The sequence below is a fragment of the Petrocella sp. genome, from assembly GCF_059865615.1.
Window position 1 is genome coordinate 18,118 of record NZ_JCBCDA010000059.1, and the last position, 23,952, is coordinate 42,069.

Sequence of the window (23,952 nt, forward strand, 5' to 3'; positions counted from 1 at the left end):
AAGGTATCTAATATTGTATGAAGGATTGGAGTAAAGATGAAAGTACTTGTTATCGGTGGTGGCGGCCGTGAACATGCCATTATATGGAAACTTGCACAGAGTAAAAAAGTGACTAAAATCTATTGTGCCCCAGGCAATGCAGGCATCATGGAAATGGCAGACTGTGTGAATTTATCAGCGACGGATGTTGAAGGGCTACTTGACTTTGCACTTAAAGAAGCCATCGACTTGACCGTTGTAGGAATGGATGACCCATTGATGCTTGGCGTTGTGGATCGCTTTGAATCCAAAGGTTTACGTATTTTTGGTCCGAGAAAAAATGCTGCAATTCTTGAAGGTAGTAAAGTTTTTGCCAAAGACCTAATGAAAAAACACAATATTCCAACAGCCGGTTATGAAGTTTTTGATGACCCAAATGAGGCAAAAGCCTATCTGAAAACGTGTACATATCCGACAGTTCTAAAAGCAGATGGATTGGCCCTTGGTAAAGGTGTTTTGATATGTGAGACCCAAGAAGAAGCTTTAGCTGGTGTGGATGAGATTATGGTGGCCCAAAAGTTTGGTGATGCCGGAAAAGTTATGGTGGTAGAAGAGTTCATGACCGGACCGGAGGTTTCTGTGTTATCATTTTGTGATGGGGAACATGTTCTACCGATGGTGAGTGCCCAAGATCACAAGCGTGCTTTTGACAAGGATCAAGGACCAAACACAGGTGGTATGGGTACATTTTCTCCTAGTCAGTATTACACAAAGGAAATGCATGAAATAGCGGTAAAAACCATATTTGAGCCCAGTTTAAGAGCTATGAAGGCAGAAGGAAGGCCTTTTATGGGTATTATATTCTTTGGTTTGATGCTGACACCACAGGGTATTAAGGTATTGGAATACAACGCAAGATTTGGAGATCCGGAAGCACAAGTTGTATTACCTAAGCTGAAAACAGATTTATTTGATGTTTTCCAAGCGGCCATTGATGGCCGGTTAGATGAGATTGAGCTAAAGTGGGACAATAGAGCTACTGTATGTGTTGTTATGGCGTCTGGAGGCTACCCTATAGCCTATGAAAAGGGTTACACCATTACCGGTTTAGAAGAACAAAAAAAGAAAGACGATGTTGTCGTCTTTCATGCCGGCACAAAAAAAGAGGATGACCGAGTCCTTACAAATGGCGGTCGTGTCCTTGGCGTAACAGCCTTTGGCAATTCTATAGAAGAGGCAAGAAAAACGGCTTATAAAGCCGTTTCAGAGATTGAATTTGAGAATAAGCAATATCGAAGTGATATCGGTATTAAGTAAGAAGAATTTTCAGTTTTATTTTTAGAATCGATGGGATGGGGTGTAAAGGAATGAGAATATGCCATTCGCCCATTCGAATTTATCTCTGTTTTCAATCTTCTCAGCTAGAAGTCGTTTTTTATTTGACTCTAAATGAATTTCATAGAAAATCATTATTCTATAGTAAAGTTTTTTATTAATACTCAAATCATCTTGACAGATAAACAGAAAAGCAGTATGCTAATAGAGCAAATCGCTAGGGGAGCCGTCACACGGCTGAGATAGTATTAACTGACCCTCATACCTGAACCAGATCATGCTGGCGTAGGAAAGCAGTGCTTGAGTAGTATCATCATAGCATTCAGTTAATACCGCCTACGATAATTTCGTTAGGAGGTTTTTTTATGTTCGAAAGATTCAAAGAAGCATGGGCAACAGGTGATCTTCAACTCATTATTGAATCGGATATGGGTAAGCTCATCATCATTGTACTGGCTGTATTGTTATTACTGCTGGCACTTATTTTGGTTAACAAGGAAGGTGATTCAGAGCATAAGATTAAGCCCTTGGCTTATTCAGGGGTAGCCATTGCACTGGCTATGGTGTTATCACAGATTAAGCTTTTTGCCTTGCCCCAAGGTGGGTCTATAACTTTATTTAGTATGTTCTTCATTGTTGTCATCGGTTATTTCTATGGTGTTAGACAAGGAGTATTGGCTGGTATTGTTTATGGACTTCTACAATTGGTCTTTGGTGGTTGGGTCATGCACCCGGTTCAGCTCGTATTGGATTATCCTCTGGCCTTTGGCGCATTAGGGTTATCCGGTATCTTTGCAGGCTCAAAGCATGGTTTGGTCAAAGGATTAGCCATAGGTGTTATGGGTAGGTTCTTTTTTCACTTTTTATCAGGTATTATCTTCTTTGCCGAGTACACACCAGAAGGTTGGAACACCATTTTATATTCATTTTGGTATAACTTTTCTTATACCGGTGTAGAAGGTTTTGTGACAGCGATTGTACTATTAGTTCCGAGTGTCCTGCAAGCCTTTAATCAGATTAAAAAGTCAGCCATATCTTAGGATATTAGCAAAATAACGACAAATTAACAAAAAAGGACAACCTATGATTGGTAGTCCCTAGTTTCTTAACGAAGTAGTAACCATGGATGGAAATCTAAGGTTACTACTTTTTTGCTTGAGACTCAAGTTGTCTTATGAAAGCCCATCCGTGGATTAGCTGCAAGGCCTCTGTTCTTTATCCTGGAACTTCATACTCTGTTTAAATAATCACTTTTCATTTATTCTTTTAAATTTCATTAGTATAAAAAGTGAGTATTAGTTTTGATATTAATAGTAAGTACCAAATGAAAAACTACGACTAATAGGTAATACTCTAGTAAGCCAACACCGACCATGAAGTGCATGGATGCACCAATTAGAGACCCTAATTACACACTGTGGAAGGGTTTTCATGGAATCTCAGATCACGAGACATTTATTGCAATTCCATACCAATCTCTATAAAAGCAACAACATGATCAACAATTATAAACTCAATATATCGATAACTATGATCCGTATATCGATAAGTATCTTGAAGTGTATCACCGGTTTCGACCTGCTCAATTTCATGATAAGTATTTTCAAGTCTTTGAAATGAATCACCGACTTTGATGCCACGGTAGGTTTCATATAGGTTATTGCTTATGTCCATTCTCATAACATAATATGTTTTTCCATTCTCTTTGGGTGATAAGAGTATAACCCTTAATCCTTCATATTCTATAGTTTTTAGCTTAGAACCTTCGAAAGTATCTCCACCTTGACCTATGGTCTCTACAATCTCAGTTTGATGGTTACCTAGGATATCAGGAATACTGATTTGATCATCCCAGCTCATAATACCTAGAGAAGTATTCTTATGTGTAATGAGACGAAACTCATTTTCAAGTGGATCATTAATGATGGGCATCGTACTTTCATTAGGCTCGTTAGGTTCTGTAGGCTCTAAAGCTTCGGAAGATTCAGTCATGTTCTCAGTCAAGCCATCAGTGTTACCATAAGAAGCACTGTTCTCCATGCTTTCGGAATCCAAAGACTTTGTTAATATTTTTTCAGACGGATTTGCAGGTATTTCACCTTGATCGAAGACATAAGCAATAGCTAAGATCAATACAATAATCATAGCCACAGTTAAAAATAGTTTTAATTTGCCGCTCGAATGTTTATTATCCTCTGTCATAATTCGCCTCCAAGATAGTTAAAAAATATAAAGCTGCTACTATATGCTAAATATATAATCGGCAAATGTCAATCTTATCATTAGATGTATAATATAAATGAAATATTAGGAAAAGAACATCTAGCAATAATGAACAAGACTATAAATATTAGGTAAAAAATGATATAATCTAAAAGACCGGAAAGCAAAATAATTCTAAATCCATTATAAAAAAGGAGGCTTTATGTCTGGTGATGACATATGAAGTATTATCCCTTAGAGTGGTGACGGAAAAATATGATGCACCCTATTTTTCATATCACTTTACCCTTTGTACAAACACTGATTTCACATACAGTATATAAATTATGTTGATGCATTCATAACCATATATGTTAATGTATTGGTGTAAGTACTTTTTGTAGCGGCTTTTTATACATTAAAAAAGCAAATGATAACCAATCTAAAATTAGAAAAAGCATTTGGTGACCTAAAAATTCAATCAGAGAAATTAGAAGTTCTACTAAGGCCATTAGAGATGAAATCATAGAGGATTTTGAACAACAGCTATTTCATCTTGCGGAAACGGTTAGAAAATCGACCGGATTGATAATTAGCATTATTATTGATGAAGGCATTACTATTCTACCAATACATCAAAAGGTTCTGATAGACGCCATAAAAGAATGTATTACAAACTTATAACTTGGTACAGTCAAAAACCATGTGAGCCAAATTTATATGAAGCTTGAAGTTACCAATTGTGCCAATGTCATTATTGCCTTGAAAGAAATAGTCTATTAAATTGAGTTGAGGAGCTTGAATATGAGATTTGCAAAAAGAATGGAGCGATTTGGAGAAAGCATATTTACCCAGTTGCTTGAAGTTAAAAAACAGAGGATAGAGGCAGGAGAATTTGTCGTTGACTTGAGTGTGGGGACACCCAATATCCCACCTGCAGAACATATTAGGGAGGCTCTAAGACAAGGTATTGATGATGAGACCCAATATATTTATGCAATTAATGACAAAGAAAACTTACTGGAAGCTGTCGCAAAGTGGTATAAAAAAAGGTACGATGTTGAACTAGATCCTAAGACGGAGATATGTTCTTTACTAGGTTCCCAAGAGGGTTTGGCCCATATATCTTTATGTGTTGTGGATGAAGGTGATGTTGTACTGGTACCGGACCCTTGTTATCCGGTCTTTGCAGATGGTCCGATTTTGGCCGGAGCAGAAGTCTATTACATGCCTCAAAAGAAGGAACACAACTACATCATACAGCTTAATTCTATTCCCGAAGAAGTTGTTAAAAGGGCTAAAATGATTCTGGTATCTTATCCCAACAACCCGACAACAGCCATGGCACCGGATTGGTTTTATAAGGACCTGATTGCGTTTGCCCGTCAGAATGATTTAATCATCGTACACGATAATGCTTATAGCGAACTGGTCTTTGACGATAAAAAGGCAGGTAGTTTTTTAGCCTATGAAGGTGCCATAGAAGTTGGGATTGAATTCAATTCTCTTTCAAAGACCTATGGAATGGCAGGCGCACGCATTGGGTTTTGCCTAGGCAATGCCTCGGTTGTATCGAGAATGAAACGACTTAAATCAAACATAGACTATGGCATGTTTTTACCGGTTCAAAGAGCTGCGATTGCAGCCATAACAGGAGAGCAGCAATGTGTAGAAGTTACTAGGTTAATCTATCAGAGTCGGCGTGATGTCGTGTGTGAAGGTTTTACAAAGATAGGTTGGATGATGGATAAACCGGAGGCAACCATGTTCGTGTGGGCAAGCATTCCGTCACATTACAGAACTTCGTCAGAATTTGCAATGGACCTTGTTAAGAAAACAGGTCTCATAGTAACACCAGGAAGTGCCTTTGGACCTTCAGGTGAAGGGTATGTCAGGTTGGCCCTAGTTCAAAATGAAGATGTGCTTAGGCAAGCCATCAAAGCTGTTGAAGAAAGTGATATCCTAAAAGCGCTTAAATAAGCTTTGATACTTAGTGTCTGCTGAGTAACTTTAAAATCCTGATTTTACTGCATTTGAAGCGAATTTTTGTATAATAAGTGCAAGGGTATTTCCTGAATTCAACCATTATCCTTGCACTTTATGCCAAATAATTCTGTAGGAGCCTAAAAAAGATGTATACTCTATCCGATGATTCTCAACCTACTTTCCTTGAGTTTAATCAGCCCCTTAGGCTTAAGATGAAACCTAAGAATAGATGGATTACCTTGGTAGACCCAATACACTAGAAGAATTTGAAGAAAAATATGCCGAGCTATTTTCAAGCGATACCGGCAATGTTGCCAAGCCACTTCGTATGGCATTAGGTGCTTTAATCATTCATTTCATAGGACTTTCTGGTTATCAAGATGGCGTTCCTTTTGAAGCCAGTTAGTTGGTGGATTTTAGAAAATAAATCAGTACTCAAATGTTTATGGAAGCCAATGAATATATGCTAGAAGCCGCAACGTCAAAAGATGACAATAGTGATGATGAAAACGGTGGGATGGGCTCGAATCGAAGTTGAAAGAAGCTTCAGCTTAAGCTTGAGCTTAAGCAAACGGTGTTATGGTATGGACCTAATAAAAACAAAACTTGAAGAAATAACCATGACAACTATAGGATTGTCAGTATTTGTGACGAATTTATTCAAAATTTAGTCACGAATATTTTTTGGAATTTCTAGCCAGTTGTTGAATTACTGGCGATTTATAAAATTAATGGCTGGTTGGTTCGGAAGTCAACTTAATCAGCAGAAACTAAAAAGATTACTATAGTCCTAGACAAATTCAATATGGTATAGTACAATATACTTACGACCAGGCGTCAGTAGGCGGAGGTTATTAGTGAGAAAAAAATTGATTCTAGAGTCAGCGTATGAAGAATTCTCAAAAAAAGGTTACAATGCATCACTTTCTGAAATTGCAAAAGCTTCAGGTATCAAGAAACAAACGTTATATAATTATTTTGATAATAAAGATGATTTATTTTATGAAATGATTGTTATACAAGTACAGCAGTATTTCAATATGATAGAAAAAGAGCTAGAAGCAATAGAGGATTTAAAGGCCCATTTGAAAATGAAGAGAATATATTATTCTATCATTGAATATTATAAGGACTTGAATAAGCTTAGGTTCTGGAGATGGATACTTCTTATTGAGTCAAAAAAACTTTTCATCAAAACCCAAGAAGTTATTAATAAACATGAAAAAAAAATCTCGATAGAACTTAAAAAGTTAATAAAAGACCTGCTGGTTTGTGAGGATAGCTATGAAGAAAGTATTTTACCGATTATACAGACTTATATGGTAATGATCCATGGTACTTTAGATGGCATGCTTTTATACTCAGGAAATTCAAAAATGGCATCTTTTATAGATAATGTTTGGAATACATATTGGAATGGTATTGAGAAAACATTTAATATACATAAATAATATGGTTAAGGCGTCAAAAATATATGGTATATGCATTTAGTGAAACTTAGTGTTGACCCTTTAACCATAAATAGAAATCTATAATTTCTTAAATTAAAAGTAAAAAATTGACAGAATGGGTACAGAGCAGGTGATGACTTGAATTTTACTGTTTATGAGAAAACGGCTATTTTAAAGGCCTTTACAACAATCCTGAAAAATGCAAACGGTAAAGGCCCAAAAAATATTTATGTTAAGTATTTATCAGATGAAATTCATATTGTTATGAATGGTGTTGTATCCGATTTCGAAAAGTATTTAATCAGGAATTTTGGTCAAGAAGCCATTGATGTGTTTACAGATTTTTATGAACGTGATTCTAAAAATTCGGAAAAAGCCTTTCTATCCATATTAAATTTATCTTATAAATTTGAATTCTATGAGCTTGACTCAGATTTCATCAACGATTTCTTTATATATAAAATGAAAATCACAGAATAAGATGTATAAATATGTTTGTATGGAAAGATGAATTTTCAGTTAAAATCCCCTTAATTGATGAACAGCATAAACGGTTATTTGAGATTGGTAATTCAATAAATCAACTACTAAATACTTATAATGGTCAAGACTCATTTTTTGAAATTATGGATTAGGTGGATGCACTCGTGTCCTATACCAAGTATCACTTTGAACAAGAAGAAAAGCTAATGAAATTTTATCAATTTCCAGGTATGGATATACACGTACAAGAACATAATAAATTCATTGATTTTTTAAACAATTTGAATTATAATGAAATGAATATGGAACAAGAAAAAACAATAACAGAATTAACCAGATTTGTATCATCATGGGTATTTAAACATATCATGGATACGGATTTTAAGTATAGTGATTATATTATAGAAGCAATGAAAAGTGAATAGAATGTTGGTTAGACAAAAAAGAGAAAGAACCAATTTGGCTTTAATGTAAAACCGGTCTTGAGAACTTATGTTCTGGGGGTCGGTTTTTGTGTTTGTTTGAGCTTTAATGATTTTATGTTGAAAATAAGGTTATTAAATCAAATAATCGGCAACAAAAAAACACTGGTAGACAAGATAAAGGATTTTATATTAATGGAAGTGAAAATGAAGGCATTTGAAAATGCATTGTTACAAATCAATAGAACAAAAGCAAAAGATATTTTTGAGGAAATCTACTTATCCGATGAAAGTAACTTTAATGAGTTAGAAAATCTGGTCATGTATACTTTAGAAAAAATTGGTGATGGATGGAATCATGGTGAAATATCTCTCTCTCAAATCTATATGAGTGGGGTTATATGTGAAGAGTTGATGGATAAATATCTACCAGCGTCTAAAGGTGTTGAACAAACCAAACAACCCAAAATAGCGATTGGTGTTCTCCTCGATCATCATGCACTTGGAAAACGTATTGTCTATTCGATATTACGTGTTGGAGGCTTTGAAATCATGGACTTTGGTCAAGGTTTGAGTGTGGATGAACTGGTTGAGAAAACAATAGAAAACCAAATAGAGATTCTACTTATTTCAACACTTATGCTTTCCTCAGCTCTTAAGGTACGTGAACTAAAAAATAAAATAAATGAAAAAAAATACAATGTAAAAATCATTGTCGGAGGTGCTCCATTTAGAATGGACAGTGATTTGTGGAAAGAAGTGGGTGCAGATGCAGATGGCAAAAATGCATCCAATATTACGAAGATACTTGAGAAATTAATGAAGGGAGAAGGCGCATGAATTCCTTTGAACGAACGATGATGGCAATCACCCATAAAGAACCGGACCGGGTACCCTTCTTTTTGCTCTTGTCTTATTATGGCGCCAAAGAGCTACAATTAAGCATTAAGACTTATTTCTCAAAACCGGAATATGTTTTTGAAGCACAATTGAAGATGAGAGAAAAATATAAGCATGACTGTATCTATACCTTCTTCTATGCAGCAATCGAAGTTGAGGCTTTTGGTGGTGAGGTGATTTTTGTGGATGAAGGCGCACCAAATTCCGGGATACCTTTTATCAAATCGATGGATCAAATATCCAAAATTCAAATACCAGATGTAAAAAAGACACCATGCCTTAAAAGGGTAATAGATGCAACAAAAATGTTGAAGAAAGAAGTCGGTGATGAAGTCCCGATAATCGGCGTGGTTATGTCACCTTTTTCTTTACCGGTCATGCAAATGGGATTTGAAAAATATTTAGAACTGTTATATTTTCATAAAAAAGATTTCGAACAGCTTATGAAGATTAACGAATCATTTTGTGTTTCATGGGCGAACGCACAATTAGAAGCAGGTGCTACGGCTATTTGCTATTTTAATCCCCTGGCTTCGCCTTCAATAATCGAAAAAAACACATATTTATCAAGAGGTTACGAAATAGACAAACGAACCATAAGTAGAATCAGTGGACCAACGGCAACACATTTGGCTTCTGGACGCGCATGCCCTATTCTAGACGAAATCATTGAATCAAAAACGGCGGTTATTGGATTCAGTGCAAAAGATGATCTGGCAAATATTAAAAAAGCTGCTCAAGACAGAATTTGCTTACTTGGAAACTTGAATGCAGTAGAAATGGTACACTGGAAACCAGAGAAAATTCATAATGAAGTCAAAGAAATTATTTTTAATGCGGGAAAGGGGGGCGGCTTGATTTTATCGGATAATCATGGTGAAATACCATGGCAAGTTTCTGAGGATGTTTTATTTGAAATCGGCAAAGCCATAAAACAGTATGGAACTTACCCGATAAAGCAGGTGTAAAGTATGAATAAGCTTAATATATTTATTTGTGAAAACTTTTTTCCGGAGTTTAATAGAATTGTAGAAAAAGAAAAAATGGATGATGTGGCCATGATGGCTTATCCATGTATGTGTGAAAATAAAGCAAAAAAAGTAGAAACAGAAGCACTTTTTCAACAAAGCAATGACCGTGGCGAGGATGGACTGGTTATTTGTAGTCAATTTTGCGAGGCTGTAAGATTCATTAAAGAAAAATCATCTTTTGAAATCAGAAGGACCAATTATTGCTTTAACCACCTAGCACATGAGGGATTCATTGAGTATATATTAAAAAATGGTGGCTATATCATCGGATTAGGTTGGCTAAGGAATTGGAGGGCACACATAAGCAATGCAGGATTTGATCAAGCTACAGCAAGACGATTCTATCAAGAGTTTTGTAAGGAATTGGTTTTTTTTGATGCTGGTATTGACCCTAATACCGAGGTTTATCTAAAAGACTTATCGACCTATTTAGAAATACCTTATGTCATTATCCCTTTTGAATTAGAATCTATAGAATATATGTTAAAAAGTATTGTTTCTGAATGGCGCTTACATAAAAAAAGTGAAAAATATAAAGAACCACTTTTGGAGGCTCAAGCACAATGTGCGGAGTACTCAGCCATCTTTGATCTCATGGGTAAAATTGCAGTGCACTCCAATAAAAGAGATACAATTGAAAAAGTAAAAGAAGTATTTTTGCATATGTTTGGAGCGAAGCAATTCAAGTATTGGAACAATGATACAGAGAATAAAAACATATCGGAAGACATGATAGATTTTCTTGAAGATGAAAATAAAGAATTCATTCTTTTCAAAGAAGAAAATAGATTCTGTATAAAAATAAGTTGGGACAAAAAACCATATGGCATACTGGATGTTGGAGAATTCATATTTCCTCAATATATAGATAAGTACTTAAATTTTGCAATAGAAATTGGCAAAATATGTGGTTTGATATTATCCAACAACCAGCAATATGAAAAAATATTGAAGTCAGAGAAAGAACTACAGTACTTAAGTTATCATGATGGTTTAACAGGGCTATACAATAGGACGTATATTAATAGCATTTTGAGTGATCAATCTCAAGAAGTCCAACTTGGAGTCTTTATGTTTGATATTGATAAATTAAAGTATGTAAATGATCATTACGGGCATTTAGAGGGTGACAAAATTATCCTAAATGCTGCAAAACTATTAAAGAAATGTTTTAGAGAAGAAGATGTGCTTGCAAGAATAGGTGGTGATGAGTTTGTGGCCATCGTGACAGAATCAGCACCAGTTAAGGATAATCTAAAACACATTCATAAGAGAATCTGTAAAGAGATTGAGCTTTATAATCAAAGCACCCAAGAAGCACATTTGAAAATCGGTATATCTATTGGTTATGTTCATCAAGATCATCAGAATGAAAGTATAGAATCATTGATAAAAAAAGCAGATCAAAACATGTACCTAGATAAAAAATGTAAGCATGTTTAAAGGAGGTAATGAATGAAGAATATTGATTTTTTTGAAGACATTGGCGAAGTATCGGTAATAATGTTAAACCAAATCATAAAAAATACACCTCTAAATACAATGATTTTTAATGAGAAGCAAGAAGTGGTCTACATAAACAATCGATTAAGGTCATTGTTTGAAGGTGACATGAATTTGTCCCATGAGTATTATGGAAATATCTTTAAATGCGAAAATCTAAAAGACCAAAATAAAAAATGTGGCAATGAATTAGTTTGTAAAAAGTGTAAATTTTTAAATACTTTAGAAAAAGTTTTGAAAGAAAAGCAAGTGGTGAATAATATTCAAATGAAGCAAGTTTTTGCTATGAAAAAGGAACGCATTATAAAGTGGTTTGATATTTCTATGGTACCTTTTGACTATAAAGGAATAGCTTATGTTTGGGTGGCTCTTATTGATTTAACAGACGTTATGAAATACAAAGTAGAGTCAGATCGATTCCTTATGTTAAACGATGAAGACAACGCTGTGGAAAAAGACAGATTCCATGAAAACGTTATGAACTGTATCCGTACCAACTGTCAAACAGATGGTCAAGCCTTTTTTATCTTAACAGAACTAAAGGATACAGTATGGATTCAAGAGAATTTTGGGTTCTTGTGGAAAAATGAACACTTAGCTTCTTTTTACGAACATGTAATTGGTTTATTGGGACCGAAAGACTATGCCTGCCGTTATTCTGACAATCAATTTCTTATCTTTTTACCTTGTATCGAATTACAAGATGTCAAAAAATTTATTAAGCTGATGGATCAACACAATGACATACATTTCAAGCTTAAGGAAGTGCTTGTTCATAAAATCATGCAGATGAAAGCAGATAAGGATACGACAAAGCAACGGGTGGATAAAGATCAATTGTATATAAAATATTTTAAAGCCATTGGTATGTTAGAAAATCATAATGGTGAAGATATATGTGAAATGATTTTTTGATAGGATAATAATATGGTTAAAGGGTCAAAACTAATTTTTACTAAATTCACATACCATATAGTTTTGACGCCTTAACCATAATATCACATAGATTTTTATTTATTCCATTGTAACAAGTACAACCTAGGTGCGAATGGAGGATGTATATGGCGGATCAAAAGACTACAAAAAAAACATTAGATAAAAGCATCAAAGAATATAAAGAATATGAAGACTACCAAAAAGAAATAAAAATACTAAGATATGAAAAAGCCTTATTAGATGAGATTACAACAAACATGTTTGACTTGGTCTCAATAACAGATTTGCAAGGGCGTTACAAATGGGCAGGTAAGTCTCATGAGATTTTAGGTTATAGTAAGAAAACACTTTTGGAGCAAACGGTTTTTGAAAAGATACATCCTGAGGATTTACCCAGAGTTTTAGAAGCTTTTAAAGCTTACCTCATTCATCAAATAGATGGTACAAGGGTTACATATAGAATCCAAAAAGCAGATGGTCGTTACCTTTGGCTTGAAACAATGGGAAAATTCTTAAGAGATGAGATGAACCAACCAAAAGAAATACTATTTAGTTCGAGAGATGTAACCGAGCAAAAAGAAATAGAATACAAACTCTTTTTAAGAGATCAACTTTTGCATAATTTATCCCAGCAGGTACCGGGTGCAGTATATCAGTATTTGCTGAGACCAGATGGCACTTCCTGTTTTCCGTTCACAAGTTCTGGCATCCATCAGATTTATGAAGTGACACCGGAACAAGTAAAAGAAGATGCGTCTATTGTATTTGAACGCATACATCCGGATGACCTTGACCAAGTGAAAGCCTCGATCCAACAATCAGCAAATACGATGACAGACTGGGAAGACCAATACCGTGTCATTCTTCCTTTGCAAGGTGAACGCCATGTGTTAGGATCAGCTAGGCCTGAGAAGTTATCAGATGGCTCAATCTTATGGTATGGCTATTTAAGAGATGTGACAAAGAATAAACAAATAGAAGAGCAGGTCTACGTTGAAAAGGAGCATTTTAAAACAACGTTACTTTCTGTAGGGGACGGAATTATAGCATGTGACAATCAGGGAAAGATTACGGTCATGAATCCCATAGCGGAGATTTTAACGGGCTATACCCAAGAAGAGGCCATTGGTAAATCAACAGAAGAGGTTTTTTATATCATTCATGAGCGAACAAAAGAAGTATGTCAGAATCCGGTTCAAAAAGTATTATTAACGGGTGAAAGTATTGAACTGGAAAATCATACCATGTTGATATCAAAAGATAAAAAAGAGTACATTATTGAAGACAGTGTAGCACCGATTAAAGACAGAAAAGGCAATATAACGGGCGTCGTAATTGTCTTTAGAGATTGTACGGATAAAGACCAAAAACAAAAACAAATCCAACATCTAAGTTACCATGATTATTTGACCGGTATCTACAACAGACGTTACTTAGAAAAAGCTATTAAGCAATTGGATTATGAAAGCAGTTTACCCTTCACTTATATGGTTATTGATATTAATGGCCTCAAATTAACCAACGATGCTTTTGGTCATGCTATGGGAGATCAACTTCTTAAGCGTGTTAGTAACATTCTAAAAGAAGTTTGTAGATCAGATGAAATTATCGGCAGAATGGGTTGTGACGAATTCGCAATCCTGTTGCCAAACACCAATGCCAAGCAAGCAGAAAGGATTAAAGTTAGAATAAAAGAGGCAACCCATAAAGAAAGACTCGACTCAATAGTGGTCTCAGTGGCTATTGGCTATGCTGTAAAAACGGATATGAATCAAACGATGGATACAATCATTAAAAATGCGGATAATCTGATGTATAAAGATAAACTGAAATATGGAAAGACAATGCGTAATGAAACCATTGAAATGGTATTACGGAGTATAAACAATAAATACGATAAAGAGCAAATTCATACTGAACGGGTGTCCCAATATTGTGAAGTGATCTGCCAAGCCCTAGGCGTGGAAGAAAAGGAAGCATATGCCATTAAGGTGGCCGGTATGCTTCATGACATAGGTAAAATCATGGTACCAATGGAAATTCTCAATAAACCAGGTAGATTGACAGAAGAAGAGTATGGGGTGATCAAAAAACATTCGGAAACGGGCTACCAAATCTTAAAATCCGTGGATGAGTACATGGGATTATCCAAAATGGTATTGCATCATCATGAAACCTGGGATGGAAAAGGCTACCCCGAAGGCTTATGCGGAGAAGACATACCTCTTGGCTCTAGAATTATTGCTATAGCTGATGCTTTTGAAGCCATGACAGCGGAACGTAGCTATCAGAAAACAAAAAGCAGGGAGGAGGCCCTTGACGAAATAAAAAGATGTGCGGGCAGTCAGTTTGATCCCAATATTGCGGAAGTATTTATCAAAGCATTTTAGTAGAAGGGAGCTTAAAATGAGACTAATGATAGTGGATGATGCGTCATTTATGAGGGTGACAATAAAAAGAATGGTTGAGAAAATGAATTATGAACTAGTGTATGAGGCCGTTGACGGTCAAGATGCTATTGAAAAGTACAAAAAGTACAGACCGGATGTGATTACTATGGACATTACCATGCCAAATCTTTCAGGTATAGAAGCTTTAAAAGAAATAAAAAAATTAAGTTCTACAGTAAAAGTCATCATGGTCTCAGCGATGGGTCAGGAAACACTTATTAGAGAAGCAGTCATGTCTGGTGCCAATTCTTTTCTTGTCAAGCCATTTAAAGAAGACAAGCTTATTGAAGTGTTGGAAAGCATGAAATCATAAATAGGGGGTAATGTTAATTGGAAAATTCATATATTGATGAACCGATGTTGGAAGCTTATGTCTATGAGACGTCACAGATCATAGAGACCCTTGAGCAACTGATGATACAAAGTGAGAAAACAGGCAGTTTTTCTGTAGACACCATTAATGAGATATTTCGGTTCATGCATACCATAAAGGGCTCATCGGCGATGATGATGTTTAATGAAATCAGCACGCTAGCCCATAAGATAGAAGATGTGTTTTTTGTCATACGAGAAAATCAGCCCATAGAATATGATTTTCCAACCTTAGTGGACTGTATACTTGAGAGTGTGGATTACTACAAGATCGAAATGATCAAGATTCGAAATGGAGAAACACCAGATGGCGACACTACAAGCCTAACCGAAAAAGTCAATGCCTATCTCATCAAGCTAAAAGAAGACAATGGGCTTGAAAAAAGTAAAAAAGAAGCTGGAACAAAGACCAAAGCAGATCAAAAATATTACATCAGTCCCAACAAAAAAGAAGACCAAGCCAAATACTATAAAGCCAAAATCCATTTCAAAGGTGACAGTGAGATGGAAAACATCAGAGCTTATACCATCATACACAACATCGTGGATTTGGCAGAAGAAGTCCTCTACAAACCAAATGACATCATAGACAATGATCAAACGGTGGATGAAATACGCGCCAATGGCTTTTTGATGGCCATTCGGTCAACGTCAAGTGAAGAAGACATAAGAAGATACCTAGAAAACACCATTTTTTTAGAAAGCTTGGAGTTTGAAGAAACAGACCAAGCATGGTATAAAGAATTCGAAGTTATCTATCAAGACCAAGAGCTATCAGAAGATATTAAGATACCGGAAACCTCCAAAAAATATGTTGAGAGTCAAAACATAAAAAAAGAAAAGGAAGCAAATAAGCAAGAAATCAAAGCAACATCCGCCCAAAGCATCATCAGTGTCAACGTCGATAAGTTGGATAAACTTATGGACATGGTGGGCGAGCTGGTCATAGCAGAAGCCATGGTATCCCAGAATCCGGAAGTGGTGCGACTAGAAATAGAAAGCTTTGAGAAAGCCTCAAGACAACTGCATAAAATATCCAGTGAATTACAGGACATGGTCATGGCCATACGGATGGTGGCCTTATCCACAACCTTTATGAAAATGCACCGAATCGTCAGAGATATGACAAGAAAGCTAGGAAAAAATGTGGTACTGGATGTATACGGTGAAGAAACAGAAGTCGACAAAAACATTATAGAAAAAATAGCAGACCCCTTGATGCATATCATAAGAAATGCCATCGACCATGGTATAGAAGACGCAGAAGAAAGAAGACTTGCCGGAAAAGACCCACAAGGCAGCCTAACCCTCGAAGCCAAAAACTCAGGTAGTGACGTCCTCATCATCATCAAAGATGACGGAAAGGGCTTAGACAAAGAAAAAATCCATGAAAAAGCCTATAATCTAGGGCTTATCTATCAAGCCATAGAAGACATGAAGGACAAAGACATCTACCGCTTAATCCTTCATCCTGGCTTTTCCATGAAAGAGCAAGTCACGGAATTTTCAGGAAGAGGTGTGGGTATGGATGTGGTCGCCAAAAACATCGAAAGCATAGGCGGCTCAGTTATTGTAGACAGTACACTTGGAAAAGGCACCACCATTATTCTAAAAATACCCTTAACCCTAGCCATCATAGAAGGCATGAACGTCAAAGTAGGGGATGCCAGATTCACCATACCCATTGTATCCGTCAAAGAATCCTTCAGACCCCAGAATAAAGAAATCATAAGAGACCCAGAAGGACGAGAAATGATTATGGTACGGGGCCTATGTTATCCCATCATAAAGCTCTATAAACATTATGGATTAGAAACAGAAGTAAAAAACTATGAAAAGGGTATTTTGATTATGGTAGAAGAAGATGACCGAAGCTGTTGTCTGTTGGCCGATGAGCTCCTTGGCCAACAACAAGTCGTGGTCAAATCCCTACCCAATTATATAAAAAAATACAAACAAATAAAAGGCTTAGGAGGATGTACCCTACTGGGGGATGGCAGCATCAGTTTAATCTTGGATGTTGGCGAATTTGAACTGTCCAATGTACATGAAAAATAAAAGGATGAAGGTGAAAAAATGAATGAAGACATGAACAACTTTATGGATGAACAAGAAGAAGACACGCAGAAAGGCAAGTTCTTAACCTTTTACTTAGGGGAAGAATGTTATGGCATCGACATCATGTATGTAACGGAAATCATCGGCATACAACCCATCACCGTGGTACCGGAATTACCCCATTTTATTAAAGGCATCATCAACCTAAGAGGCAAGATCATACCGGTCATGGACGCCAGACTTAAGTTTAGTAAAGCGCCAAAAGACTATAACGACCGAACCTGTATCGTCGTCATTGATGTAGGTCAACTCTCCATAGGCATCATCGTAGATGAGGTAGCAGAAGTCCTAAACATAAGCGATGACAACATCGTACCGCCACCCAATCTCAACACCGGCGGCAGAAAATATATCAAAAGTGTGGGCAAAAGCGAAGAAAAAATAACCTTAATATTAGACTGTGAAAAGTTACTCGATGAAAACGAATTAAATGAATTAAATCATACAAACAACTAGAGGAGGAAAATCAAATGAAATGGTATTTAAATTTAAAAATAGGGGTTAAACTCATTATTGGCTTTATTTTAGTGGCTATGATAGCAGGCACTGTAGGGGGGGTTGGTCTCTTCAGTATCAATACATTAAGTGGTTATTTAAATGAAATGGCAGATGTGAATTTACCAAGTGTCAATGCCATATTAATGATGCGTGAATCACAAACTGCGGTTAAGGCAGGGCTTAGAAATTTGGCGAATACAGAAGTTCAAGAAGAACAAAGAGTAGTCGATTACAGATATATTGAGGAAGCATTTGCACGAAGTGAAAAGTATAGGGCTGAGTTTGAAGCATTACCACATACGAGTGAACAAACGTCAGCGTGGAATTCCTTTGAACCCTTATGGGATGCATGGCGCATTACAGTTGATAGATCCATTGAAGCCTCACAAAAATATGATGCAGCGGTTAGAGTGAATGCAACCAATCAAAATAGTCTTCTAGATGATTTGCTAAACGCAAACAGAATTTCTGCAGAAGCATTTTTACCAGCAGAAGAAGCCTTATTAAGAGTGTCTGAGATTATTTTCGAAGAGGCTGCACGGGATAATGAGGCGGGAGATCAAGCTGTAGTTTTTGCCACCACATTAATCATCATAATTTCCATTGTAGGCGTCTTACTTTCCATTGTATTAGGACTCTATATATCTAGTATTATTAAAAAGCCAATTAATAAAATGGTTGTGGCAGCCAAACGTATTGCGGATGGTGATCTTGATGTTGAGATTCACGTTGAGTCCAAGGATGAGATTGGCATATTGGCAGAAGCTTTCCTTAGAATGACCGACAACGTCAACGAAGTCATGACCAACATCAACTCTGCCTCAGAGCAAGTAGCATCCGGTTCCACACAAGTATCTGACTCCAGTATGTCCTTATCTCAAGGGACAACAGAACAAGCAAGCTCTGTAGAAGAACTCACAGCATCCATAGAAGAGATTGCGGCACAAACCAGACAAAATGCTGCCAACGCAGAAAAAGCCAAAGAATTGTCAGCTTCCGCACAAAAACATGCTGAAAAAGGGAACGCACAAATGGCTGGCATGGTCAAAGCCATGGCAGGCATCAATGATTCCTCCAACAACATATCCAAGATTATCAAAGTCATCGACGACATAGCTTTCCAAACTAATATTCTAGCCCTCAACGCAGCCGTTGAAGCCGCAAGAGCCGGACAACACGGTAAAGGATTTGCCGTCGTCGCTGAAGAAGTCAGAAACCTAGCAGCAAGATCCGCCAATGCAGCCAAAGAAACCACCGCTATGATAGAGGGTTCAATAAAAGAAGTGGAAGGCGGTACTAAGCTGGCCAATGAAACAGCAGAAGCCTTGAATATGATTGTAGAAGGCGTATCAAAAGCAGCAGAACTGGTTGGAGAAATAGCCGCAGCATCTAACGAACAGGCCCAGGGTGTAGAACAGATCAATCAAGGCATCATGCAGATCTCCGATGTGGTACAAACCACCAGTGCAACAGCAGAGGAAACCGCAGCAGCCAGTGAAGAACTGTCCGGTCAAGCCGATATGCTTAAGACCCAAGTGGCAACCTTTAAGCTAAAACATGCAAAAAACAAAAGAAGCCAAGGGTATGATGACATCAATCCGGAAGTAATGAAGATGCTAGAGGACATGAAAAAAGGTGAGACTACAAAAGCAACAAAGCAAAACAAAAAGATTACCTTAAGTGATACAGATTTTGACAAATACTAGAACACATAAGCAAGAAAAACGGTTATGATCAAGTCGCTTATTTAAGGAGTAAGGATCAAGAAAGGGTAAAACCCCTTTCTTGATCTAATTAAAAAGCACTAGATTTTAAATCTTGAGGGTCAGGTGTTTACATGAACAAATATATAAAAAGAACGCGCATCGTATTCATATTACTAATTTTAGTAACTTTAGTATTGACCTTATATGGTATTTTTTTTCCTATGAAAAAAGAAATAGAGATAAATTTATTAGATAATTTCAATTTATTAGCAGAAACAAAAGCAAATGCCTTTATGGTATCCGTTGAAAAAAAAGTACAGGGCGCAAAAGGTCTTTCAAGCCGTACGGTCATTCGTAATAAAATCATTGAGTATTTAGAAGGAAAAGTGAGTTTTGATGAACTTAAGGATTTCACAGAAGATAAATATTTGGACGGTATACGTGCAATTGAACATGTTGATTACGCCTTAAGAATTGTAGACCATCAAATTGTTGCCGGGTTTAATGATAATCATGAGATTAAAGCAAATATCATGAATGTAGAATCAATGGATCAACTTTCATATGCCATAAGCCTTGATGATAGTTTAACCTACTTAGAAGTGATATCTCCAATTATTGAAAATAAAAGTGTTATTGGTCATGATTTACTAGGATTTCATATAGATGACACTATTTTGGCACTTAATAGAGATGATGTTCAAGTATTGATCGCAGAGAATAGATCAAATAGAGTCTATTTAAAAACGCACAAAAATATTTTTGAAGATAAGATGAATATATACTTTGCTATGCCTATTAATTATGAACATGAGGTAATCATCTATCAATCAAAAGACAGTTTATATGCAAGACGGGATAGTTTAACGAGACAAAGTATCTATTTTATAGTAGCAGGTTATATGTTTATATTTTTAATTGTCTATTTCTTTATTGTAGACTATTCAAAAAAAACAATTAGAGATATAGCGGTTGACCGTGATACCTATAAAAATCAAGCGGATAAAGACACTCTAACGGAAGCCAATACAAGATTATTTTTTAATGAGTTTATTCAAAAGCATCCCTTTGAGTCTGGGCTTTTAATCCTGATTGATTTAGATAATTTTAAGATGATTAATGACCTATATGGGCATGCTATAGGCGATGAAGTTTTAAAAACGATTGTAGCTGTATTTAAAAATACAATACGAAGTGATGATTTAATTATAAGATATGGCGGGGATGAGTTTATACTCTTTCTTAGAAAAAATGAGCATGACAGTGGTATTGAAACCATAAAAAGAATAAAAAAAGAACTATTATTACAGCAGCATTTTGAATTTCCAATTGAATTTTCTTATGGTATTTCTTTTGTAGATGATATGAGCCATATAAATAAAAAAATCAAAGAGGCAGATGAGATGATGTATTTCTTCAAAAAGAAAAAAGCTAGTCAAAAGAAAGAGAAAAACTAAATCACTAAGTCTTCAATAACAGCGGTTGAAACAGTTGCTATTTTTTGTGAAAAAGGGAAGATAGAAGCAGAAAATTAGAACAGGTTCCAGCAAAAAGGAGATTAAATGATAAAATCAACTTCGAGGGAAATTAAAAATATAGTATGTCTTATAGGGGCCTTGTTTTTACTAGGTTTAATTGTGGATGACTCGATTAGTGCTCAAGAAGCTGCGCCAAATATCATGATCATTCATTCTTACGACTTATGTTACCAGTGGACGAATGGGCAGGATGAAGGTGTTAGAAACACAATTTTAGAAGCCTTTCCAAAAGCCAATATATACACAGAAAACTTAGATTCTAAAAGAATTTCAGAAGAGTATATCATGTCAAAACAAAAAGATATCTTTATAGATAAATATTCAGACATAGAATTTGATATGATTTTGGCGACAGATGATATTGGTTTGGAATTTGCCATAGAAGTTAGAGATCAACTTCAAAAAGATACACCGATTGCCTTTAGTGGTGTTCTTCAGAGTAGAGTAGATTACTTAGTTGGTGATGCCAAAAATATTACGGGTGTATACGAAATACGTGGATATACAAGAGTGATTGAACTCATGCGTATTTTGCAGCCAGATGCTAAGAAAGTGGTGATTATAAACGATCACTCATCCAGCAGTCAACAACTGGTTGAGAAAATTCTAATTGGTTTTGATGCATTAAAAGTGAGGGATGGTTATATCTTAAATTCTTGGGAAGACAAAGCTTATGCAGAAATACTTCAAGAGGTAAGCGTGTTGGAAAAAGATACAGCAGTTTTTTTAATATCTTACTTTGAATCTGCTGACGGTGTCATAAAAGATGGGAAAGTTTTTAGCCAAGAAATCTCAAAAGCCTCAAGTGTACCTATGTATTCCTTGGGAGAAATATATTTCGGAGCTGGTGTAATCGGTGGTGAGTTTTTAAGTGCTCATTTACAGGGGGCAGAACTGGGTGCTATTGCTATTAATATTTTGGGTGGTATACCAGTTGAGGATATGCCCTATTCTAGTGAAAGCACATCCTATTTAGGTGTAGATGAAAATATGACACGTAGGTATAAATTAGATAAAATCATCTTGCCTGACGACACCGTCATAATAAATGAAATACATAGTTTCTACGCATCTTATCGGCCATTAATATGGTCTGTATTACTGGGGTTTCTTGCCCTTATCGGTCTTATTGGAATATTACTACATCAAAGACGGATTATTAATTTTACCAATAGGAATCTGATGGATCAAAATGATAAATTGCAGGTATTATATGACCAAGTGGCTACATCAGAAGAAGAGCTAATTGCACAAAATGAAGCTATGCTAGTTTACCAAAAAGATTTGGAATTAAGAACGGTTATAGATCAATTAACGGGTTTAAATAATCGAATAGCCCTTGAATCCTATGTAAAAAAACTCTTATCAAATGATGCAAAGCATAATCATAAACTATTAATTGCATTTTTAGATTTAGATAATTGGTTAAGGCCTCAAAACTATATAGTTGAACTTTCACCTACCATATGTAGTTATGAATGTATCAACGTAATCTACATATGGTAGGTGAATTTAGTGAAACTTAGTTTTGACCCTTTAACCATAATTTTAAGTATATTAATAGTAACTTTGGTCACCATATGGGTGATGTTGTGCTTAAGCAAATCAGCAATCGACTTTTAGCTTTAGGAGAAACCTATTTTGTAAGCCGTGTGGGTGGCGATGAGTTTGTCATTATTTATGATTATACACATTCTAATGATGTAATAACTATGGATGAAGTGGTATCTTCCTTAAAAAAACTATTTGTGCTGCCCATTAAAGTTGGAGAAGAATTAATTTCGGTCAAAGCCAGTGTAGGATACAGCCTTTATCCTGAGGATTCCAAGGACTACGATGAGCTTATCATATTTGCGGACATTGCCATGTATGAAGCTAAAAGAAAACAAAAAGGTTCAACGATACGATATATGGAAAGCTTAGAACATTTATTAGACAATGAATACAAGATGATCAACGAGATTGAACAAGGCATAGAAAACAATGAGTTCTATCTGGTTTTTCAACCGATTATGGCCTTGGATGGTTCTTACGTCAATAGCTTTGAAGCTTTATTAAGATGGAATAGCAGCTGTTATGGTCCGGTTTCACCGAACGTGTTTATTCCTATTGCTGAAATAGGTGGACAGATATTACCCTTAGGTGACAAAGTTATAGATATGGCCATTGATTTTATTAAAATGCTTAAAAAGAATGAACAAAGAGTCACAAAGGTATCTATAAATATTTCCGTCATTCAATTTTATGAAGCGGATTTTGTCACCAACTTACTTATAAAACTTAATAACAACTATATAGACTTTTCAATGATTCAACTTGAGATTGTTGAATCTATGATGATTTATTCTTACGATATCATTAGCAGCAAATTGGCAGAGTTAAAAGCCAACAACATCACAGTTGCTTTAGATGACTTTGGTACAGGTTATTCATCTTTGTCTCATATTAGTAAATTACCAATAGATATCGTAAAAATAGATAAACAATTTATAGACGATATTCTAGAGAACAAAGAGGGAAAGTTGATCATCGATACAATTTGTACCTTAACGAAAAGTCTATCTTTAAAAACTATAGCAGAAGGTGTAGAAACTTTGGAACAGGTTGAATATATTAAAAAGTATGGTTGTGACTTTATTCAAGGATATTATTATAGTAAACCACTTACGGCTCAGGATGCTATTATTTTTATGAAAAGCCATCAACAACCTATGAACATACTAGAAAATGAAGATGACACTAAAGAGCAAGTATTCTTGCAAAAGTGGGTGTGACATGATTCATATATCTGAAGATGAGTTTAGACTCATTACGGATTTTATAAAAGAACACAGCGGCATACATCTAAAAGATGAAAAAAAGACATTGTTGGTTGGTCGATTGGGTAGCATTGTCAGAGATCATAACTTAAATAGTTTTATGGCTTATTATCAATTGCTTAAAAACGACAAAGAAGGTAAGGAACTGAGTCGTCTGATTGATAAAATCACCACCAACCATACCTATTTTATGCGCGAATCGGAGCACTTTAATTATTTGATG

Annotated in this window: 20 protein-coding genes, 2 pseudogenes and 1 riboswitch; of the genes and pseudogenes, 21 read left to right on the forward strand and 1 reads right to left on the reverse strand. The window is 35.7% G+C overall.

The genetic code is table 11. From position 1 onward, the window contains the following. Nucleotides 1–36 precede the first annotated feature (36 nt). Complete coding sequence (gene purD / locus AC6F8J_RS07050; RefSeq protein WP_500722030.1) at nucleotides 37–1,296, forward strand: phosphoribosylamine--glycine ligase; 1,260 nt, start codon at nucleotides 37–39, stop codon at nucleotides 1,294–1,296. A gap of 227 nt (nucleotides 1,297–1,523) precedes the next feature. Beyond that, nucleotides 1,524–1,623: riboswitch (TPP riboswitch) on the forward strand. 56 nt (nucleotides 1,624–1,679) lie between these two features. Further along, entirely contained in the window at nucleotides 1,680–2,354 is a 675-nt protein-coding gene (gene thiT, locus AC6F8J_RS07055) for an energy-coupled thiamine transporter ThiT (RefSeq protein ID WP_275843520.1), read from the forward strand. Nucleotides 2,355–2,769: 415 nt separating this feature from the next. On the opposite strand, the gene AC6F8J_RS07060 is transcribed toward thiT, so the two are convergent. Further along, the gene (locus AC6F8J_RS07060) at nucleotides 2,770–3,516 is read right to left on the reverse strand and encodes a hypothetical protein (RefSeq protein WP_500722031.1); all 747 of its coding nucleotides are present in this window, start codon (nucleotides 3,514–3,516) and stop codon (nucleotides 2,770–2,772) included. 804 nt (nucleotides 3,517–4,320) lie between these two features. Between AC6F8J_RS07060 and AC6F8J_RS07065 the strand changes: the two genes are divergently transcribed. The 19 genes and pseudogenes from AC6F8J_RS07065 to AC6F8J_RS07155 form a co-directional block, all read left to right on the forward strand. Continuing rightward, on the forward strand, nucleotides 4,321–5,496 hold the full coding sequence (locus AC6F8J_RS07065; protein WP_500722032.1) for an aminotransferase class I/II-fold pyridoxal phosphate-dependent enzyme: 1,176 nt from the start codon (nucleotides 4,321–4,323) through the stop codon (nucleotides 5,494–5,496). A 235-nt stretch (nucleotides 5,497–5,731) separates the two neighbouring features. After that, nucleotides 5,732–5,908 carry a hypothetical protein gene (locus tag AC6F8J_RS07070; RefSeq protein ID WP_500722033.1) on the forward strand — a complete coding sequence of 59 codons (177 nt, stop codon included), beginning with the start codon at nucleotides 5,732–5,734 and terminating at the stop codon, nucleotides 5,906–5,908. A gap of 451 nt (nucleotides 5,909–6,359) precedes the next feature. After that, nucleotides 6,360–6,953, forward strand: a complete 594-nt coding sequence (locus AC6F8J_RS07075; protein ID WP_500722034.1) for a TetR family transcriptional regulator — start codon at nucleotides 6,360–6,362, stop codon at nucleotides 6,951–6,953. Nucleotides 6,954–7,091: 138 nt separating this feature from the next. After that, nucleotides 7,092–7,433 (forward strand): Na-translocating system protein MpsC family protein, encoded by a 342-nt coding sequence (locus AC6F8J_RS07080; protein WP_500722035.1) that lies wholly within the window; start codon nucleotides 7,092–7,094, stop codon nucleotides 7,431–7,433. A gap of 167 nt (nucleotides 7,434–7,600) precedes the next feature. Then, the gene (locus AC6F8J_RS07085; RefSeq protein WP_500722036.1) at nucleotides 7,601–7,861 is read left to right on the forward strand and encodes a hemerythrin domain-containing protein; all 261 of its coding nucleotides are present in this window, start codon (nucleotides 7,601–7,603) and stop codon (nucleotides 7,859–7,861) included. Nucleotides 7,862–8,065: 204 nt separating this feature from the next. After that, nucleotides 8,066–8,698 carry a cobalamin-dependent protein gene (locus tag AC6F8J_RS07090; RefSeq protein WP_500722037.1) on the forward strand — a complete coding sequence of 211 codons (633 nt, stop codon included), beginning with the start codon at nucleotides 8,066–8,068 and terminating at the stop codon, nucleotides 8,696–8,698. Next, complete coding sequence (locus tag AC6F8J_RS07095) at nucleotides 8,695–9,726, forward strand: uroporphyrinogen decarboxylase family protein (RefSeq protein WP_500722038.1); 1,032 nt, start codon at nucleotides 8,695–8,697, stop codon at nucleotides 9,724–9,726. The genes AC6F8J_RS07090 and AC6F8J_RS07095 overlap by 4 nt, the downstream gene beginning before the upstream one ends. Nucleotides 9,727–9,729: 3 nt before the next feature. Continuing rightward, nucleotides 9,730–11,232, forward strand: coding sequence for a diguanylate cyclase domain-containing protein (locus AC6F8J_RS07100; protein WP_500722039.1), 1,503 nt, complete (start codon nucleotides 9,730–9,732; stop codon nucleotides 11,230–11,232). A gap of 12 nt (nucleotides 11,233–11,244) precedes the next feature. Then, on the forward strand, nucleotides 11,245–12,207 hold the full coding sequence (locus AC6F8J_RS07105) for a hypothetical protein (RefSeq protein WP_500722040.1): 963 nt from the start codon (nucleotides 11,245–11,247) through the stop codon (nucleotides 12,205–12,207). A 146-nt stretch (nucleotides 12,208–12,353) separates the two neighbouring features. Next, nucleotides 12,354–14,618, forward strand: coding sequence for an HD domain-containing phosphohydrolase (locus AC6F8J_RS07110; RefSeq protein ID WP_500722041.1), 2,265 nt, complete (start codon nucleotides 12,354–12,356; stop codon nucleotides 14,616–14,618). A gap of 16 nt (nucleotides 14,619–14,634) precedes the next feature. Beyond that, nucleotides 14,635–14,991 carry a response regulator gene (locus tag AC6F8J_RS07115; RefSeq protein WP_500722042.1) on the forward strand — a complete coding sequence of 119 codons (357 nt, stop codon included), beginning with the start codon at nucleotides 14,635–14,637 and terminating at the stop codon, nucleotides 14,989–14,991. Between the two features lie 17 nt (nucleotides 14,992–15,008). Then, nucleotides 15,009–17,108 carry a chemotaxis protein CheW gene (locus AC6F8J_RS07120; RefSeq protein WP_500722043.1) on the forward strand — a complete coding sequence of 700 codons (2,100 nt, stop codon included), beginning with the start codon at nucleotides 15,009–15,011 and terminating at the stop codon, nucleotides 17,106–17,108. An 18-nt stretch (nucleotides 17,109–17,126) separates the two neighbouring features. Beyond that, entirely contained in the window at nucleotides 17,127–17,624 is a 498-nt protein-coding gene (locus AC6F8J_RS07125) for a chemotaxis protein CheW (RefSeq protein ID WP_500722044.1), read from the forward strand. 14 nt (nucleotides 17,625–17,638) lie between these two features. Then, the gene (locus AC6F8J_RS07130; protein WP_500722045.1) at nucleotides 17,639–19,372 is read left to right on the forward strand and encodes a methyl-accepting chemotaxis protein; all 1,734 of its coding nucleotides are present in this window, start codon (nucleotides 17,639–17,641) and stop codon (nucleotides 19,370–19,372) included. Between the two features lie 131 nt (nucleotides 19,373–19,503). Further along, nucleotides 19,504–20,829, forward strand: coding sequence for a diguanylate cyclase (locus tag AC6F8J_RS07135; RefSeq protein ID WP_500722046.1), 1,326 nt, complete (start codon nucleotides 19,504–19,506; stop codon nucleotides 20,827–20,829). Between the two features lie 105 nt (nucleotides 20,830–20,934). After that, nucleotides 20,935–22,416 (forward strand): ABC transporter substrate binding protein, encoded by a 1,482-nt coding sequence (locus AC6F8J_RS07140; RefSeq protein WP_500722047.1) that lies wholly within the window; start codon nucleotides 20,935–20,937, stop codon nucleotides 22,414–22,416. 47 nt (nucleotides 22,417–22,463) lie between these two features. Beyond that, nucleotides 22,464–22,796: pseudogene (locus AC6F8J_RS07145) on the forward strand (diguanylate cyclase domain-containing protein); the annotation flags it as partial. Between the two features lie 24 nt (nucleotides 22,797–22,820). Continuing rightward, complete coding sequence (locus tag AC6F8J_RS07150; protein WP_500722049.1) at nucleotides 22,821–23,684, forward strand: EAL domain-containing protein; 864 nt, start codon at nucleotides 22,821–22,823, stop codon at nucleotides 23,682–23,684. A 1-nt stretch (nucleotide 23,685) separates the two neighbouring features. Continuing rightward, nucleotides 23,686–23,952, forward strand: a pseudogene (locus AC6F8J_RS07155) (CheR family methyltransferase); the annotation flags it as partial.

What these genes read in the sequence shown, in the direction of transcription:
- purD (WP_500722030.1), top strand. Translation starts at nt 37, where the DNA reads ATGAAAGTACTTGTTATCGGTGGTGGCGGCCGTGAACATGCCATTATA.
- thiT (WP_275843520.1), top strand. Translation starts at nt 1,680, where the DNA reads ATGTTCGAAAGATTCAAAGAAGCATGGGCAACAGGTGATCTTCAACTC.
- AC6F8J_RS07060 (WP_500722031.1), bottom strand. Translation starts at nt 3,516, where the DNA reads ATGACAGAGGATAATAAACATTCGAGCGGCAAATTAAAACTATTTTTA.
- AC6F8J_RS07065 (WP_500722032.1), top strand. Translation starts at nt 4,321, where the DNA reads ATGAGATTTGCAAAAAGAATGGAGCGATTTGGAGAAAGCATATTTACC.
- AC6F8J_RS07070 (WP_500722033.1), top strand. Translation starts at nt 5,732, where the DNA reads ATGGATTACCTTGGTAGACCCAATACACTAGAAGAATTTGAAGAAAAA.
- AC6F8J_RS07090 (WP_500722037.1), top strand. Translation starts at nt 8,066, where the DNA reads ATGAAGGCATTTGAAAATGCATTGTTACAAATCAATAGAACAAAAGCA.
- AC6F8J_RS07095 (WP_500722038.1), top strand. Translation starts at nt 8,695, where the DNA reads ATGAATTCCTTTGAACGAACGATGATGGCAATCACCCATAAAGAACCG.
- AC6F8J_RS07100 (WP_500722039.1), top strand. Translation starts at nt 9,730, where the DNA reads ATGAATAAGCTTAATATATTTATTTGTGAAAACTTTTTTCCGGAGTTT.
- AC6F8J_RS07105 (WP_500722040.1), top strand. Translation starts at nt 11,245, where the DNA reads ATGAAGAATATTGATTTTTTTGAAGACATTGGCGAAGTATCGGTAATA.
- AC6F8J_RS07110 (WP_500722041.1), top strand. Translation starts at nt 12,354, where the DNA reads ATGGCGGATCAAAAGACTACAAAAAAAACATTAGATAAAAGCATCAAA.
- AC6F8J_RS07115 (WP_500722042.1), top strand. Translation starts at nt 14,635, where the DNA reads ATGAGACTAATGATAGTGGATGATGCGTCATTTATGAGGGTGACAATA.
- AC6F8J_RS07125 (WP_500722044.1), top strand. Translation starts at nt 17,127, where the DNA reads ATGAATGAAGACATGAACAACTTTATGGATGAACAAGAAGAAGACACG.
- AC6F8J_RS07130 (WP_500722045.1), top strand. Translation starts at nt 17,639, where the DNA reads ATGAAATGGTATTTAAATTTAAAAATAGGGGTTAAACTCATTATTGGC.
- AC6F8J_RS07135 (WP_500722046.1), top strand. Translation starts at nt 19,504, where the DNA reads ATGAACAAATATATAAAAAGAACGCGCATCGTATTCATATTACTAATT.
- AC6F8J_RS07140 (WP_500722047.1), top strand. Translation starts at nt 20,935, where the DNA reads ATGATAAAATCAACTTCGAGGGAAATTAAAAATATAGTATGTCTTATA.
- AC6F8J_RS07150 (WP_500722049.1), top strand. Translation starts at nt 22,821, where the DNA reads ATGGAAAGCTTAGAACATTTATTAGACAATGAATACAAGATGATCAAC.